Raw genomic sequence first — 15,047 nt, 5'->3', positions numbered from 1 at the left:
CTGCAAAAAGCAAAAAAAGCAGCGCTGGATCCGCCCGGAAGGAATTTCCCTCACGATTCACGCTGCTTTGAAGAATCAATTCAATTTTGATATTGGCGAAAGGCTTCTAATACTTCTTCATAATGATGCCGATCTTTGACCGGAATCCCTTTTTCAAGCTCCGAATGCTGTTTGCTTTCGAGCTTGCTCGTATCCAGCTGAAAAAAGGAATGGATGATCTTTTGCTGATCCGGCTCTCCTTCGTAAATGGACAGAATCCCTTCGTCCGTTAAGCCAAAGTACCCGTTGATTTTCATTAGTGGCGAGATATCATTGACCGATTGCCGGAAAACCATTTCGTCTTCATTTTGGTCCACCAGAGTCCAGCCATCATATTGCGCCCAAAAATCCTCCATCGACCAAATCGTTTCTTCAATGATCTCTTCGCTTGTTTCTCCGTCCAAATATACTCTTTCCAACGTAATCTGTACGGTTTTTGGCTGCATGACCTCAACGGCCTCCGCCTCTTCCGCTTGAGGCTGTTTTCCACCAACAACGAGCGCACTGCAAATGAAAAGCGCGGCCAAAAGAAGACCGATTCCGACAATAACGGAAAGACTATGCTTTTGCGGGACCTTTTGGTGTTCCCTCATCTCCATCATCACCACCATATTTTATCCATATTTAAGCAACTACGCTAAGGATGCCCGAAAAAACCTTATTTGATTCAAAAGCTGCTGAAAAAGGATGTTTTTCCCTTTTTCAGCGGCTCATTGTCCGCCAATTATTTTCGCTTAATGAGTTCCCTCAGACAACGCCAAAGCCCGTTGTGAGAGATCTCTCACAACGGGCTTGGCAGCTGGTTTAAAGGCCCGGCGAAAGGGAAACCTTTTGGCCCCGGCCCCATTCCATTTATTAACGAGAGCGCTCAAACGGACGTTGAACGGCTCGTCCTAAATCATTTACCATATCGGTAAATGTTGCTGCGACTTCATCGAATGCTGTTCCTGACCGCAAGCGGTCATCCATCGTCCGGATACGGTTAACATGATCTTCATCCGTCACAACGCGGACTTGCTTATTTTTTGCCATTTTTTGCACAGCTTGTTCTACTTGTTGTTTAACCTGGTTTGTATTTTGGTTCGTTTCAACCCCAACAACAATGTGGTTATCATCGACAATGACACGGCAGTCCTCGACTCCGTTTATGCGCTGCACACGATTGGCAACATGCTGCGCTGTTTTGCTGTCATAATCTTTATGATAGTTGACATTTTGTTGGGTATACTGGTTACGAGTCGCTCTGTTTGAACGGTGAATACCGCTTTGTTGGTTGGTAATCCGCCCATTTCCGACTCGATCACCGGTAAATTGCTGACGATAGGTGCGCGTTCTATCACGCAGTAATCCATCTTCATCAACCATTCCAGGACGGTTATTCCCTGTCAAGCCGGTACGTCCCATGCCCGGAGTACGCTGGGTCGCTCCGAAGCCGTTACGGTTTCCATGCGTACGGTTTGTTTGAAAGTTATTTAAATGCGTACGCGTACGTTGTCGATCAAGCTGACCATAAGTACCGCCACCACGATAATCAGGTGTCATCATATCGGTGACAGGACCTTGTCCACGGTAACGTGAGTGGGTATAAGCACCGCTCATATCCTGTGACTCAAAGCCAGTTTGACGATAGTTATTCGCGCCCATTCCCTGCTGATTATCTGCACCACAAGCTGCTAATCCACCAACAAGCATTGTCGCTGCTGCAATTGACATCGCAATTTTTTTCATATTTGAATTCCCCCTTTCACCACTTAATGTGGCTGATTGGAGGCCTCTTTACACTGTTAGTTACTGGGCATTGTACCACCTGAATCCGACATAAAAAAGCGCGGGACAAAGGTCTTTTTCACCTTTTCCCCACGCTTACAGCAAAGCTTCTTTCGTAACGGCTTTACGATGGACTGTTGAAGTGGTTGTTATTAGTCGTCGTAATCGTCCGTTTCCTGATAATTATTTATTTGCTCATTCCGTTCAAAATCTTTAACGGACATCATTTGCCCATTTGGTCCGTACATAATTGGTTCCACGGGACCGCATTGAACACAATCACTTCCCATTTGCACTGGCGGTATATAAGCAGGCAGCGTTTGTGGCGCCTGATACAATGGCCCATTTAAAGGTCCCATTGGCGCACAGCCATTACCGTAGCCCGTCATAAGCGGTCCGACTGGCTGAAAATATGGAGAAGGCATGTCAAACGCCCCCTGCATCATTGGCAGCGGCTCCGGATGGTGAGCGTATTGCTCAAATTGCTGCGGCATCATTTGCGGTGACATCTGGTTCGGCTGGCTCTGCGGCATCATTTGCGGCGGCATCTGGTTCGGCTGGCTCTGCGGCATCATTTGCGGCGGCATTTGGTTCGGCTGGCTCTGCGGCATCATTTGCGGCGGCATTTGGTTCGGCTGGCTTTGCGCCATCATTTGCGGCGACATTTGGTTCGGCTGGCTTTGCGCCATCATTTGCGGTGGCATTTGATTCGGCTGGCTTTGCGCCATCATTTGCGGCGACATTTGGTTCGGCTGGCTCTGTGGCATCATTTGCGGCGGCATTTGATTCGGCTGACTCTGCGGCATCATTTGCGGCGGCATCTGGTTCGGCTGACTCTGTGGCATCATTTGCGGCGGCATCTGGTTCGGCTGACTCTGTGGCATCATTTGCGGGGCCTGCTGGTTTGGCTGCCCATTTGCCGCTTGCGGAGCCTGATTTGCTTTTGGTGGCTTTGGCGCTTTTGGAATCGGCGACTGCATGGGCTTTGTTTGTGGCTGGTATAAGTGCACATCGTATTTCTGACTATGCTGAGGCATAGAAGGTTGTGATGTCGGTGCTTGTAAAATTGGCTGATTCATTTTCGACGGTGCCTTTGGCATTTCCGGCTTCGGCTGTGGTTGATGCATTTTCGGCGGCGCTTTCGGCATTTCCGGCTTCGGCTGTGGTTGATGCATCTTCGGCGGCGCTTTCGGCATTTCCGGCTTCGGCTGTGGTTGATGCATCTTCGGTGGTGCTTTCGGCATCTCCGGCTTTGGCATTGGCTGATTCATTTTCGGCGGTGCTTTCGGCACCTCCGGCTTTGGCTGCGGCGCCGGCTGCGGTGTTTCTTTAGCTGCAGGCGTGGTCGTCGTTGGTGGAGGCACAGGGCCTTCCTTCTGGTATAGTTTCTGCTGTTCCTTCACTGGGGCATTAGCTGCCTGCTGAGATTCTTTTTTTACAGGTACGCTTCCTGTTGGAATTTTTATTTTCATACCGGGCATAATCATATCTGGGTTTGCGAGTTGTGTATTAGCGGCTTTTAACTGTTCAAAATCAACACCGTATTTTTTGGCGAGCTTCCAGAGCGTATCCCCTTTTTGGACAATGTGAATTTTCACGATCTCATTCCCTCCTCTTTACCTTTTTCGTACATCTTATGATGTTGTAGGCGAATTGACACGGTGCGTTAAATTGACAAAATAGATAAAAATGGGATAAAGCCTAATACCCAAAGGGTCTCAGCAAATCTTATGAGATAACAAATAGGTTTATGCCTAAGAAAAACGCCTAGCGTCCTTTCTTATCTTTTAAAAAAACCGGCTTAACAGGAAATGCTCCTGCTAAGCCGGTTCTCTTCCGATGATTAAGCGCGTTCCAGCATGCGCTGCAATGCCAAATTCGCTTCTTCGGTCGTTAACGGATCCACTTTTATTGGGAAATGTAACTGCCCCGCCTCCAGTTCTTCCAGCGACCAAAGCAAATGATCAAGATCAATCCGGTTCATCGTTAAACATGGACACATGATCGGATTTAATGATGTAATCTCCTGCTCAGGATGCTGCTGGCTTAAACGGTTCACCAAATTCATTTCCGTCCCGACCGCCCACTTCGTACCCGGAGCTGCCTTTTTAATCGTCTCGATTATAAAATGGGTCGAGCCATTTTCGTCTGCCGCCTGGACGACCTCATACGTGCATTCTGGGTGCACGATGATTCGTGTTTCAGGAGAATTCTTTCTAAGCTGCTCAATTTGCGCTACAGTAAATTTTTCATGAACCGAGCAATGTCCTTTCCAAAGAATCACTTGCAGATCATCGAGGTTCCCTTCATAGTCAAGGCGACGCTCAATCGGATCCCAGACCGCCATCTTCTCCAAAGGGACACCAAGATCATAGGCGGTATTTCTTCCTAAATGCTGATCAGGCAAAAACAAGATCCGTTCCTTTTGCGTGAAGGCCCACTCGACCATTGCTTTTGCATTCGAGGAAGTCACCGTCGCTCCCCCATTGCGGCCGCAAAAGGCTTTGATCGCCGCTGTACTGTTGACATAGGTTAATGGAAGAATCGTATTGCCAAGCAGCTCCTGCAGCTCTCCCCACGCATATTCGGTTTGCGCGATCGTCGCCATATCGGCCATTGAACAGCCTGCCTTCAAATCAGGAAGAATGACGTGCTGCTCCTCGCTTGTCAGCATATCGGCCGTTTCCGCCATGAAATGCACGCCGCAAAAGACGATGAATTCCGCCTCGCGATTAGCCTGCGCCAGTTGGGCCAGCTGAAGGGAGTCACCAATTGCATCAGCAAATTCAATGACCTCGTCCCGCTGATAATGATGACCCGGAATGTATAAACGCTTGCCAAACTGCTGCTTAATTTCCCAGATGCGCGCCCGTTTTTCTTCTGTCGTCATTTTTGCGTACTGTTCCGGTACACGTTTGACTTTTGAAATTTCTTCAAGAAAACTCATCTTATTCTCCCTCCGCTTCGAGTAAAAAACTAATGTCTTTGGCTTTGACGGAATGCGTTAAACAGCCGAGTGAGAGATAATCGACACCACAGCCGCGATAAGAAGCAATCGTCTCCAGAGAAATATTGCCGGATGCTTCGGTCTTAATCACGGAAGGGACGAGCTTGACATATGACGCGATTTCCTCCGGCGTCGCATTATCGAACATAATCACATCCGCTCCGGCTTCAACTGCTTCAAGCACTTCTTCCTCGTTTGTCGTCTCAACTTCCACCTTGACCATATGACCTACTTTTTCTTTTACCGCCTGAAGTGTTTTCGTAATTCCGCCTCCGGCCAGTAAATGGTTTTCCTTTAATAAAATGGCATCACTTAATCCAAACCGGTGATTAAATCCCCCTCCGCAGCGAACGGCATATTTTTCAAAAATACGTAAGCCCGGCGTTGTTTTCCGCGTATCGCAAATGCGGATCGATGGGTCATCAAGACGTAAAACCGCATCTCTGGCCATCGTCGCAATCCCGCACATCCGCTGAAAAATATTCAGCAAAACCCGCTCGCCGGCGAGCAAGGAAAGATAAGACCCTTTCATGCTCACTAAAATGTCCCCCGCCTGAAAAGGTTCTCCGTCAGCGACGTGAATGGTAACCTCCACCTCTTCATCGACGCATTGATAGCCAAGCCGGACGATTTCCCCGCCGGCCATTACACCCGCTTCCTTTGCAACCATATTTCCTTGCCCTCTTTTGCCAGTGGCAATCACCGTTTGACTCGTCAGATCGCCCTCGCCAATATCCTCCATCAAAAAAAGTTGCAGCCGTTCCTTAATTGCCAGCTTATTCATATTCTCCCTCTCCTTAACGCCGAAGCGGTATTATTCTCCCACTTGCTTTTTCTTGTTTTATGATCCCATCCGTCTGTGAAATGGCGACGGTCGCCCCGTCCCATCCTTCCTCATCCTTTGCCGGGTAATCGCTGCGGTAATGACCGCCTCTGCTTTCTTTCCGCAGCAGGGCAGCTTCGGTAATCATCCAGGCGACGAGAACCATATTCTTTCGTTCCAGTTCCTCGCGTGACGTGCTTCCACCCGGATAAAGCGCTCCCATCATATACGGTTCGAGCCAGCGCTTCATTTCCTGCAAGCCGTATTCGTCGCGGTTCATCCCGACATAAGCTGTCATGTTTGCCTGAATAGCCGTTTTCGTTGGCGGACAGCCGCTTACCAATGGCGGTCCCTCCTCGACGAGCTGCGCCTCCCTCCCGTCAAACAAAGGAACCTCACGCAAATAGGTGGCGACCTGCTCGGCAAAGACAAGCCCTTCCAGCAGCGAATTGCTCGCCAGTCTGTTTGCGCCATGAACGCCGGTACAGGCAACTTCCCCAATCGCATACAAGCCTGGAAGCGAGGTTTGGCCGTTGGCATTCGTTTCAATGCCGCCGCTCATAAAGTGAGCACCCGGTGCGACCGGAAGCAGAGGCTGATTTTGGTCAATTTTCGCCTGTTGACAGCGCTTTATCAAACCCGGAAAACACTGGGCAAAATTTTCGATAACGCGACAGTCGAGAAAGATTTGCTCTCCGCGATGCAGTGCCTGCTCAATCGATCTGCTGACGACGTCGCGCGGGGCAAGGTCTTTTAACGGATGCCAGGCCATCAGCCGTTCTCCATTTTGGTTGACAAGAAACGCTCCTTCACCGCGAACGGCCTCGCTGATCAGTCCATATGTTTGCCCGGCGCGGACAAGCAATGTCGGATGAAATTGGACAAATTCCATATCAATCAGCCGCGCTCCCGCCCGATAAGCAAGCGCGAGTCCATCGCCGGTTGCTTCAGGTACATTGGAGGTGTGTGTAAAGAGCTGCCCGGCTCCTCCTGTGGCGAGAATCGTCGCCTTGGCACGGACCACGCCGCGATCTGTCTCGACGCCTCCTACCCCAGCATCGGTGAGCAGTAGATTTTGCACCATTGTCTGCTCAAGCAGCTGTACGCGGTGCTGCACTTGCCGAATGAGAGCGGCGGTTATCGCCCGGCCTGTCTGATCGCCCTCGGCGTGGACAATCCGACGATGACTGTGCGCCCCTTCCATGCCGAGCTTCAGCCTGCCATATTGATCACGGTCAAACTCCACCCCGAGTTCTTCAAGCTTTTTCACAATAAGCGGCGCCCGCTTCACCAGCAGTTCAAGATGATCAAAATGATGATGGTGATGGCCCGCCTCAAGCGTGTCGGCATAATGGCTGCTCCAGCTGTCAAGCGGATCGATCGCAGCGGCCATGCCTCCCTGAGCAAGGCTGGAATTGCTTTGTGCCACATTTGACTTTGTGATAATCATCACATTCAAGTCATCAGCTAAAAGATGGGCCGTCATTAATCCGGCAATGCCGCTTCCAATAATAACCACGTCTACCGCCTTATCAGCCATGATCATTCCTCCATGTAATTTACAGTTGTCTTGTCACCTATCTTTACATAAAATAAGAATTGTGACAAGAGATTTTTCGAAAGCGCACGGAAATTGAGTAGGAAAAGGAGCCGATTATGCTTTATTTTGATTACAGTGCCACGACCCCGATGTCCGACTATGCGTTAGACACCTATCAGCGTATCGCGAGGCAGTATTACGCCAACAGCCAAAGCCTGCACACGCTTGGCCAGGAGGCGGAGGATGTTCTGGCCATTAGCCGGCGGACGATTGCGGCAAGCCTTCCACCAGCACGCCCGGACGACATTTATTTTACCGGCTCAGGATCGGAAGCGACGTTTTTAGCGCTAACCGGTTTGGCCATTGCCCATAAAGCGAAAGGCAAAACGATTTTGACGACAGAAGGAGAGCATCATTCCGTCCATCAAGCTCTTGCCTTTCTTCACGATCGCGAGGGGTTCCACATTCGTTATCTTGACGTCAATCAATATGGACAAGTAACGGAAGAGGAGCTGCGTTCCGCAATCGATGAGGATACGGTTCTCGTGACGATCGGCCACGCGAACAGTGAAATCGGCACCGTACAGGATCTCGCTGCCCTTGGAAAGATTCTCGCCGATCATGCTATACTGTTTCATAGTGATTGCGTGCAAACCTTTGGCAAGCTGCCGATTCCGCTCGACGTGCTGACAAGCGCCAGCTTTTCTGCCCATAAATGCTACGGACCAAAAGGAGTTGGCGCCGCTTATTTGCAGCATGCCGTCGGCTGGGCTTCGTTTCACCACGGGACGACTCATGAAAATGGCTTCCGGGCCGGCACGGTCGATGTTCCTGCCATCGCGGCGTTTGCTGCGGCGGTAGAAGAGATGAGCGCCAATGCACACGAAGAAATGAGCCGGCTTGCAGACTACCGGGACGAATTTATAAAGGCATTTGCCGGGCATGCTGAGGTGTGCTTTGAAGGCCATCCGACCGCGCGGCTGCCTTTTCATATCGCGCTGCGGGCGAAAGGAATGGAAGGACAGCTGCTCATGCTGGAATGTAACCGCAAAGGCTTCGCCATCTCAACCGGTTCAGCCTGCCGGGCCGGACAAAGCTCTCCTTCACGAACGCTGATCAGCCTTGGCCGTTCGGCCGAAGAAGCGCATGAGCTTGTCAGAATTACGTTTGGCAAGCACACGACAAAGCAGGACGTTACACAGCTGATTAAGGCAATCAAAGAAATTTTGCTGACCTATAAAGGGGATGAATAGATGTGACAAATGGCAAGAAAATACTTGGCGAGGAGCGTCGGAATCTACTGATTGACTGGCTGCAAACAAGCGACAAGCCATTAACAGGAAATGAGCTGGCCAAACGAACCAATGTCAGCCGGCAAGTAATCGTCCAGGATATATCGATCTTAAAAGCGAAAAAGCATCCAATTTTAGCGACCGCTCAAGGCTATATGTATGTCAAGACAGAAAGGCCGGCAAAAGCGAGCCGGATTATCGCCTGCTGCCATACGCCCGCCGAGACGAAGGAAGAGCTTTTTCTCCTCGTCGACCACGGCGTGACTGTGCGCCAAGTGATGGTCGAGCACGCCCTGTACGGTGAGCTGTCTGCTTCCTTGATGGTCTCAAGCCGTCAGGATGTCGAGCAGTTTTGCGCTCATTTGCAATCGACAAAAGCGGCCTTATTATCCGAGTTGACAAATGGCGTCCACTTGCATGAAATCGAGGCGCAAACCGAGGAACAACTGGACAGCGCCATCGCCGCCCTTGACCGGCGGGGCTTCATTTTAAACGACTAAGAAAAACGCGCAGGTCTGTCTGAAAGACCCCCGCTTCCAGACAGACCGCCTAACATGGGAAGCCGGCCCATCACTTGAATGGCCCAGCTAAAAGAGGCTATGAGCGGAACCGCCACGATTTGTTAAAGCCCGTTGTGAGTAGATGTCTCACAACGGGCTTGTGGGGTATGAAGCCATTGCCAATAGGTTCAAAGCTAGTTTTGTCTCGCCCTCTCAAGCTCAGAAATCCGCTTCCCACTTTGTCCTCAGCGGATTTTTTCCGCCTGGGGAACTAATTGATAGCACGGATAGCTTCCAAGAATATCGACCCCACAGCCTAACGCTTCCAGCTCTGAAACTGCCCCTGGAATCAGCACATCATCAGCCAGGCCATCGACGTCAATTAGAAAGAAATAATTGCCTAAGCCGGTTTTTGTCGGTCTCGATTCAATTTTCGTTAAATTCAGCTTGCGCCACGCAAAGGCGGACAGCACCTGATGAAGCGCGCCGGAAAAATCGGACGGCAATGTCACCATCAAGCTCGTTTTATCAGCGATATGCTCCGGCTCTTGCAAGTGCAGCATATCAAGCGTCCGGCTCAGAACGACAAAGCTTGTACGGTTATGGGAATAATCGTGGATATTTTCATGCAGCGGTACAAGCTGATATTCTTCAGCGGCCAGTTCATTGGCGATCGCCGCGATTTTCTGTTCGGGATGGCTCGCGACAAATTCAGCCGCCGCTCCGGTCGAATTCATATATTCCCACTCCGCCCCGCTCAGCTTCGCTTGAAGGAAATCATGACATTGGGCAATCGCGTGTGGATGAGAAACGATTTTCTCAATCGGCTGCTGTCTGTTTTCCGGATGGACAAGCAAATGCTGGGCGATCGGTACAGTGACGCCGCCAATAATTGGCAGGCGCTGTTTATGAATCAAATAATCAAGCGTCATATTTACCGATCCTTCGATTGCATTTTCAATTGGCACGATCGTTGCATCGACTTCCCCGGCAGCGACGGCATCCATACAGAAAGGAATCGTTTGATAAGGAACAAGCTCCTGCTCTTTAAACAGCCCTCTCGCTGCCATTTCTGTAAATGTTCCTTTTGGTCCTAAGTAACTTATTTTCATGCTGCTCTCTCCTCCCTAAGATCCCGAGCCGACCATTTCGACTTTTTCCACTACTTCAAGCCCTTCCAGCCACTCCATTACTTCATCAAATTCAAGCTTCATCGGGGCCGTGTCTATCGTTAATGTCATATGGGCGCGTCCCTGCAATGGAATCGTCTGGTTAATCGTTAGCACGTTTGCCCCTGTTTCAGCAACCTTCCCGAGTAGCTGTGACAATGAACCAGACCGATCTACTAAAATAATCGAAAGTGTGATGATTTTTTCTCTTACCATTGTATGAAAAGGAAAAATTCCATCCTTGTATTTATAAAAGGCGCTGCGGCTTAACCCGACCTTATGTACAGCCTCATTGATTTTTTTCACTTTGCCGGAATGCAGCAGTTCTTTCGCTTCCAGTGTTTTTTCCATCGCGTCCGTAAGCATATCCTCACGCACGAGATAAAATGATTTACGCGAAGCCATAGCATGGTTCACCTTCTTTCAGTAGATCATTATCTTCCCATTATAGAATTCGCAACCCCTTTTGACAACATCATCCCCCAAATTTGTCCCTTACTAATGAAAACCTGTCTCCCACGAAGAGACAAGAAGCTGCTGAAAAAGTACGATTTACACTTTTTCAGCAGCTTTTTCGTAATGAGCGTAGCCGTTGCCTGATTTTGAAAGCCTTGCTACGAGTGGATTTCTCGAAGCAAGGCGCGCAACGCGCGGAGCCATTACTCTTCTTCGAGTTACGAAAGCTCCCGCTCTTCGCTACGACAAGAACCCCCAGCCAAGGGCAGGCTGACTCTGCTCCGGCTCGCTCGCTGCCCGTCCTCAAGGAGAAACCCGTTCCTTGCGGACTTCAAAACCTCGCAGCGGCTTCGCTCTTCGCTACGACAAGAACCCCCAGCCTTGGGCGGGCTGACTCTGCTCCGGCTCGCTCGCTGCCCGTCCTCAAGGAGAAACCCGTTCCTTGCGGACTTCAAAAAACCCCGCAGCGGCTTCGCTCTTCGCTACGACAAGAACCCCCAGCCTTGGGCGGGCTGACTCTGCTCCGGCTCGCTCGCTGCCCGTCCTCAAGGAGAACCCCGTTCCTTGCGGACTTCAAAACCTTGCAGCGGCTTCGCTCTTCGCTACGACAAGAACCCCAGCCAAGGGCGGGCTGACTCTGCTCCGGCTCGCTCGTTGCCCGTCCGCAAGGAGAACCCCGTTCCTTGCGGACTTCAAAACCTTGCAGCGGCTTCGCTCTTCGCTACGACAAGAACCCCAGCCAAGGGCGGGCTGGGGTTCTTGTCTAGTCTATAAATTCAAATTCGAACTTCAGGATGCGGACGAGGTCGCCGTCTTTGGCGCCGCGTTGGCGGAGTGCTTCGTCGATTCCCATGTGCCGCATTTGGCGGGCGAAGCGGCGGACCGATTCGTCTCTTGAGAAGTCGGTCATTTTGAAGAGGCGCTCGATTTCCGGCCCTGAGATGACAAAGACGCCATCATCATCACGCGATAGCACAAACCGGGCTTCCTCCTTCTGATGCTTGTAGACAACCCGGGTTGATTCCTCTGTTTCCTCATGAAGCGGAAATTCCGGCGTCTGCTCAATTTTATCGGCGATCGTTAAGAGCAGCTCCCGTACGCCCTCTCTCGTAATCGCTGAAATCGGAAATACAGGGTGATCGTCCTCAAGCTGTTCCTTGAAGCGCTTGAGGTTTTCTTCCGCCTCGGGCATGTCCATTTTATTGGCAACAATCAACTGCGGCCTCTCCAACAGACGTAAATTGTATTGCTTCAATTCATCATTAATCAGCACATAATCCTCATAAGGGTCGCGCCCTTCAAGAGCCGACATGTCAATCACATGAACGATGACGCGCGTCCGCTCGATATGACGCAAAAACTGATGACCGAGGCCGACTCCTTCATGCGCCCCTTCGATTAATCCAGGCAAATCAGCCATGACGAAGCTTCTGTTATCCTCTGTTTCGACGACGCCCAAGTTAGGCGTGATCGTCGTAAAATGATAATCGGCGATTTTCGGCTTGGCCGCCGAGACGACCGAGAGCAATGTTGACTTACCAACGCTCGGAAACCCGACAAGGCCAACATCAGCGAGCACCTTCAGCTCAAGAACGACTTCGCGCTCTGTTCCCGGCTCGCCATTTTCCGCGATTTCGGGTGCGGGATTGGCAGGCGTCGCAAAGCGGATGTTTCCCCGGCCACCACGGCCGCCTTTGGCGATAACAGCGCGCTGACCATGTTCGGTTAAATCAGCGATAACCTGTCCTGTTTGTTCATCAACGACCGTCGTTCCCGGAGGCACCTTGACGACCATATCCTCCGCATTTTTACCATGCTGACCTTTCGGGCGGCCATGCTCTCCCCGATCCGCTTTAAAATGCCGGTTATAACGAAAGTCCATCAACGTTCGCAGACCTTCCTCCACTTCAAAGACGACGCTTGCGCCTTTTCCGCCGTCACCGCCGGCCGGGCCCCCATCGGGCACGTACTTTTCTCGACGGAACGCAACCATTCCATTTCCTCCGTCGCCACCTTTTACATAAACCTTGACTTTATCGACAAACACCTTTCTTCACCTCAGCTTCTTGTAAAACGAGTTAGTAGGACACATTCCTGTTTACTAACTTCCACGAGTTCGACAGCCGGCTCCCGAGCCGCATACTCAACGAGAGACTGCCCTTCTTGCTGTAATGTTCCCTGATAATCAAACGTTAACTCACACTGCTGATCGGTAAATAAAAAAGTCAGTAGCAGATGGTTTTCTGTGTCCAATGTGCTTTCACGAGCTAAGCGCTCTATAATTTGCTTGCAGATGCGTAACAGCTCCTGCTCCTGCTTTGCCAAAGAAAAGACATCTCCCGCCACATCCATCTCTAATTTCATCTCGCGGCAGAACCAATTAAACGTCAACAAAAAATAGGACACACTCGGGGCTTGTATATTTGAAATTTCACTTTCACTACTCGACTGGCGCGCCACCTCGTCAATAATATCAGCAATTCGATCATAGCGTTTCAACGCCAGATTTCCTTTAATGAGCTGCATAATATTCAACCAGTCGTGACGTGCATGACGAAGCGCCTCTACTACATCAAAATGATTCGTCATTTCGGCTCTCCTTGTCTTTGCCCATTTCTTTTCCCACTATCAAGTGCATTACAACGCCTATCTTACCATATATTTGTTCCCTTGAGAAAGTTGCCCGTCATCATTTCCCTTTTTCCGTTTTAATTCTTACCTGCGTACTGAGCTTTTTGCTATCGAATGACCGCTGTTCTTTTCATGCTGATCCTCTATATACCACGCTGTTTTGCGAAAAAAGAATTGACAGCATCCGCCCCTCTACATATACTAAAATGAATAACCGACTATTTTTATAAGATTTATAAAAATATTTTCTTTCAGGGAAGGAGGCTGGCAAACATGTCTGACATTCAGATTCAACAAGTTGGGAAAACATTTGAAAACAAGCAGGAAAACACCTCCTACACTGTTTTTGAGCATATAGATTTGCATGTAAAGTCTGGTGAGTTCGTTTCCTTATTAGGACCATCCGGATGCGGAAAGTCGACTTTACTTAATATTGTCGCAGGTTTAGAAAACGCAAGCACGGGGACGGTTCTTGTCGGGAACCGCGAAGTAAAAGAACCCGGAGCGGATCGAGGCGTTGTGTTTCAGGAGGCTGCTCTCATGCCATGGATGTCGGTTCTCGATAATGTAATCTTTGCGATCAAGAAGCAATATTCCAAGCAGGAAGCAAAGGAGAGAGCACTCGAATACTTAAAGCTTGTTCATCTCAGCAAATTCGTCGACGCCTATCCTCATGAGCTTTCCGGAGGAATGAAACAACGCGTTTCGATTGCGCGCGCTCTGGCGATGGACCCGGAAGTGCTGCTGATGGACGAACCGTTTGGCGCGTTAGATGAACAGACGCGCTCGATGCTGCACAAAGAAGTGCAATATATTTGGGAGCAGACAGGCAAAACGATTTTGTTTGTCACTCACAACATCCGCGAGTCGATCCTGCTTTCCGACAGAATCGTCTTAATGGGAGTCCGCCCCGGAGGCATTGTCAACATTTACGACGTGCCGATGGCCCGGCCGCGCAAATCATCGGACCCGGTCTTTGCCGCGCTGGAAGAACAGATCAGCCAGCAATTGGCCGGCGAGATCGAGAAAGTCATGAAGGAGGAGATGGGTGATGATTACCGTAGTCAGAAGGCTACTCTTCTTTACAGCTCTCATCGTAATATGGGAGACCATATATAGACTTGACGTTTTCGGCACCGAAATGTTTCCCTCTCCTCTTCTTTCCTTTGTGCAACTGTATAAAGGATTTTTTGAAACAGGGATCTTAACGGCCGCCTTGACGACAAGCATCGGCCGGATCGGACTCGGCTTTTTGCTCGCCGTCCTCATCGGTTCGATTTTAGGCATTATTCTCGCCACTTCAAAGCTCGCTGATGAAACATTAGGCTCGCTCGTCGTTGCGTTACAGTCCGTTCCGAGCATCGTCTGGCTGCCGCTCGCCCTCGTGATGTTCCAGGGAGGAACCGGGGCGATCCTGTTTGTGATTGTGCTTGGTGGTACATGGCCGATGACGATGAATGTCCGGATGGGCATCAAGAACGTCCAGCCGCTCCTGATCCGCGCCGCGCGGACGATGGGCTACAAAGGCTATGAGTTAATTTGGAAAGTGATGATTCCCGCTTCGATTCCATCCGCGCTTACAGGGATTCGCCTCTCATGGGCTTTTGGCTGGCGCGCGTTAATGGCGGCGGAATTGCTCGGACGCGGCGGGCTCGGCAGAACATTGCTTGATGCACGTGACTTTTTCAATATGGAGCTTGTCATTGCGATTATGATCATCATTGCGATCATCGGTCTTATTGTTGAATATTTTATTTTTAATCCAATTGAACGAAAGGTCCTCACCCGCTGGGGATATGCCAAATCATAAAAAAATAAAGGGG

General features: G+C 50.2%; 14 protein-coding genes. 4 read left to right on the top strand and 10 right to left on the bottom strand.

The features are described from left to right. Window positions 1-80: 80 nt before the first annotated feature. The 6 genes from M3202_RS01130 to nadB form a co-directional block, all read right to left on the bottom strand. Window positions 81-638 carry a BofC C-terminal domain-containing protein gene (locus M3202_RS01130; protein WP_251221535.1) on the bottom strand — a complete coding sequence of 186 codons (558 nt, stop codon included), beginning with the start codon at window positions 636-638 and terminating at the stop codon, window positions 81-83. A 256-nt stretch (window positions 639-894) separates the two neighbouring features. After that, complete coding sequence (locus tag M3202_RS01125; protein ID WP_251221534.1) at window positions 895-1,767, bottom strand: YhcN/YlaJ family sporulation lipoprotein; 873 nt, start codon at window positions 1,765-1,767, stop codon at window positions 895-897. Window positions 1,768-1,958: 191 nt separating this feature from the next. After that, window positions 1,959-3,404, bottom strand: a complete 1,446-nt coding sequence (safA, locus tag M3202_RS22675) for a SafA/ExsA family spore coat assembly protein (RefSeq protein WP_432805960.1) — start codon at window positions 3,402-3,404, stop codon at window positions 1,959-1,961. A 245-nt stretch (window positions 3,405-3,649) separates the two neighbouring features. Continuing rightward, window positions 3,650-4,753 (bottom strand): quinolinate synthase NadA, encoded by a 1,104-nt coding sequence (nadA, locus tag M3202_RS01115; RefSeq protein WP_251221533.1) that lies wholly within the window; start codon window positions 4,751-4,753, stop codon window positions 3,650-3,652. A gap of 1 nt (window position 4,754) precedes the next feature. Next, window positions 4,755-5,597, bottom strand: coding sequence for a carboxylating nicotinate-nucleotide diphosphorylase (nadC, locus tag M3202_RS01110; protein ID WP_251221532.1), 843 nt, complete (start codon window positions 5,595-5,597; stop codon window positions 4,755-4,757). A 13-nt stretch (window positions 5,598-5,610) separates the two neighbouring features. Then, complete coding sequence (gene nadB / locus M3202_RS01105; protein WP_251221531.1) at window positions 5,611-7,176, bottom strand: L-aspartate oxidase; 1,566 nt, start codon at window positions 7,174-7,176, stop codon at window positions 5,611-5,613. A gap of 116 nt (window positions 7,177-7,292) precedes the next feature. Between nadB and M3202_RS01100 the strand changes: the two genes are divergently transcribed. Both M3202_RS01100 and M3202_RS01095 read left to right on the top strand, forming a co-directional pair. Then, window positions 7,293-8,429: an IscS subfamily cysteine desulfurase gene (locus M3202_RS01100; protein ID WP_251221530.1), complete on the top strand. Its 1,137-nt coding sequence runs from the start codon at window positions 7,293-7,295 to the stop codon at window positions 8,427-8,429. Between the two features lie 2 nt (window positions 8,430-8,431). After that, window positions 8,432-8,968: a transcription repressor NadR gene (locus tag M3202_RS01095; RefSeq protein WP_251221529.1), complete on the top strand. Its 537-nt coding sequence runs from the start codon at window positions 8,432-8,434 to the stop codon at window positions 8,966-8,968. A 245-nt stretch (window positions 8,969-9,213) separates the two neighbouring features. Here the strand turns inward: M3202_RS01095 and pheA are convergent, their stop codons facing one another. From pheA to M3202_RS01075, 4 genes are all read right to left on the bottom strand, one after another. Continuing rightward, window positions 9,214-10,080 (bottom strand): prephenate dehydratase, encoded by an 867-nt coding sequence (gene pheA, locus M3202_RS01090; RefSeq protein WP_251221528.1) that lies wholly within the window; start codon window positions 10,078-10,080, stop codon window positions 9,214-9,216. Between the two features lie 15 nt (window positions 10,081-10,095). Continuing rightward, the gene (locus M3202_RS01085; RefSeq protein WP_251195353.1) at window positions 10,096-10,542 is read right to left on the bottom strand and encodes an ACT domain-containing protein; all 447 of its coding nucleotides are present in this window, start codon (window positions 10,540-10,542) and stop codon (window positions 10,096-10,098) included. Between the two features lie 814 nt (window positions 10,543-11,356). Further along, window positions 11,357-12,640 carry a GTPase ObgE gene (gene obgE / locus M3202_RS01080; RefSeq protein ID WP_251221527.1) on the bottom strand — a complete coding sequence of 428 codons (1,284 nt, stop codon included), beginning with the start codon at window positions 12,638-12,640 and terminating at the stop codon, window positions 11,357-11,359. Between the two features lie 11 nt (window positions 12,641-12,651). Continuing rightward, window positions 12,652-13,182 carry a Spo0B C-terminal domain-containing protein gene (locus tag M3202_RS01075; protein ID WP_251221526.1) on the bottom strand — a complete coding sequence of 177 codons (531 nt, stop codon included), beginning with the start codon at window positions 13,180-13,182 and terminating at the stop codon, window positions 12,652-12,654. Between the two features lie 315 nt (window positions 13,183-13,497). Here M3202_RS01075 and M3202_RS01070 point away from each other — a divergent pair, with 315 nt between their 5' ends. Together M3202_RS01070 and M3202_RS01065 are read left to right on the top strand one after the other, a co-directional pair. Then, window positions 13,498-14,343 (top strand): ABC transporter ATP-binding protein, encoded by an 846-nt coding sequence (locus M3202_RS01070; RefSeq protein WP_251221525.1) that lies wholly within the window; start codon window positions 13,498-13,500, stop codon window positions 14,341-14,343. Continuing rightward, entirely contained in the window at window positions 14,276-15,034 is a 759-nt protein-coding gene (locus M3202_RS01065; protein ID WP_251221524.1) for an ABC transporter permease, read from the top strand. Before M3202_RS01070 ends, M3202_RS01065 begins: the two co-directional genes overlap by 68 nt. Window positions 15,035-15,047 lie beyond the last annotated feature (13 nt).

The organism is Halalkalibacter oceani, from assembly GCF_023715605.1.
Lineage (GTDB): Bacteria > Bacillota > Bacilli > Bacillales > Bacillaceae_D > Halalkalibacter > Halalkalibacter oceani.
The sequence above is the reverse complement of the archived record's forward strand: the minus strand, read 5'-3'. Positions and strand labels throughout refer to the sequence as shown.

Coding starts and splice junctions, on each gene's coding strand:
- nadA (WP_251221533.1), bottom strand. CDS start 4,753: ATGAGTTTTCTTGAAGAAATTTCAAAAGTCAAACGTGTACCGGAACAG.
- M3202_RS01100 (WP_251221530.1), top strand. CDS start 7,293: ATGCTTTATTTTGATTACAGTGCCACGACCCCGATGTCCGACTATGCG.
- pheA (WP_251221528.1), bottom strand. CDS start 10,080: ATGAAAATAAGTTACTTAGGACCAAAAGGAACATTTACAGAAATGGCA.
- M3202_RS01085 (WP_251195353.1), bottom strand. CDS start 10,542: ATGGCTTCGCGTAAATCATTTTATCTCGTGCGTGAGGATATGCTTACG.
- M3202_RS01125 (WP_251221534.1), bottom strand. CDS start 1,767: ATGAAAAAAATTGCGATGTCAATTGCAGCAGCGACAATGCTTGTTGGT.
- M3202_RS01130 (WP_251221535.1), bottom strand. CDS start 638: ATGGAGATGAGGGAACACCAAAAGGTCCCGCAAAAGCATAGTCTTTCC.
- M3202_RS01065 (WP_251221524.1), top strand. CDS start 14,276: ATGATTACCGTAGTCAGAAGGCTACTCTTCTTTACAGCTCTCATCGTA.
- M3202_RS01070 (WP_251221525.1), top strand. CDS start 13,498: ATGTCTGACATTCAGATTCAACAAGTTGGGAAAACATTTGAAAACAAG.
- M3202_RS01075 (WP_251221526.1), bottom strand. CDS start 13,182: ATGACGAATCATTTTGATGTAGTAGAGGCGCTTCGTCATGCACGTCAC.
- nadC (WP_251221532.1), bottom strand. CDS start 5,597: ATGAATAAGCTGGCAATTAAGGAACGGCTGCAACTTTTTTTGATGGAG.
- nadB (WP_251221531.1), bottom strand. CDS start 7,176: ATGGCTGATAAGGCGGTAGACGTGGTTATTATTGGAAGCGGCATTGCC.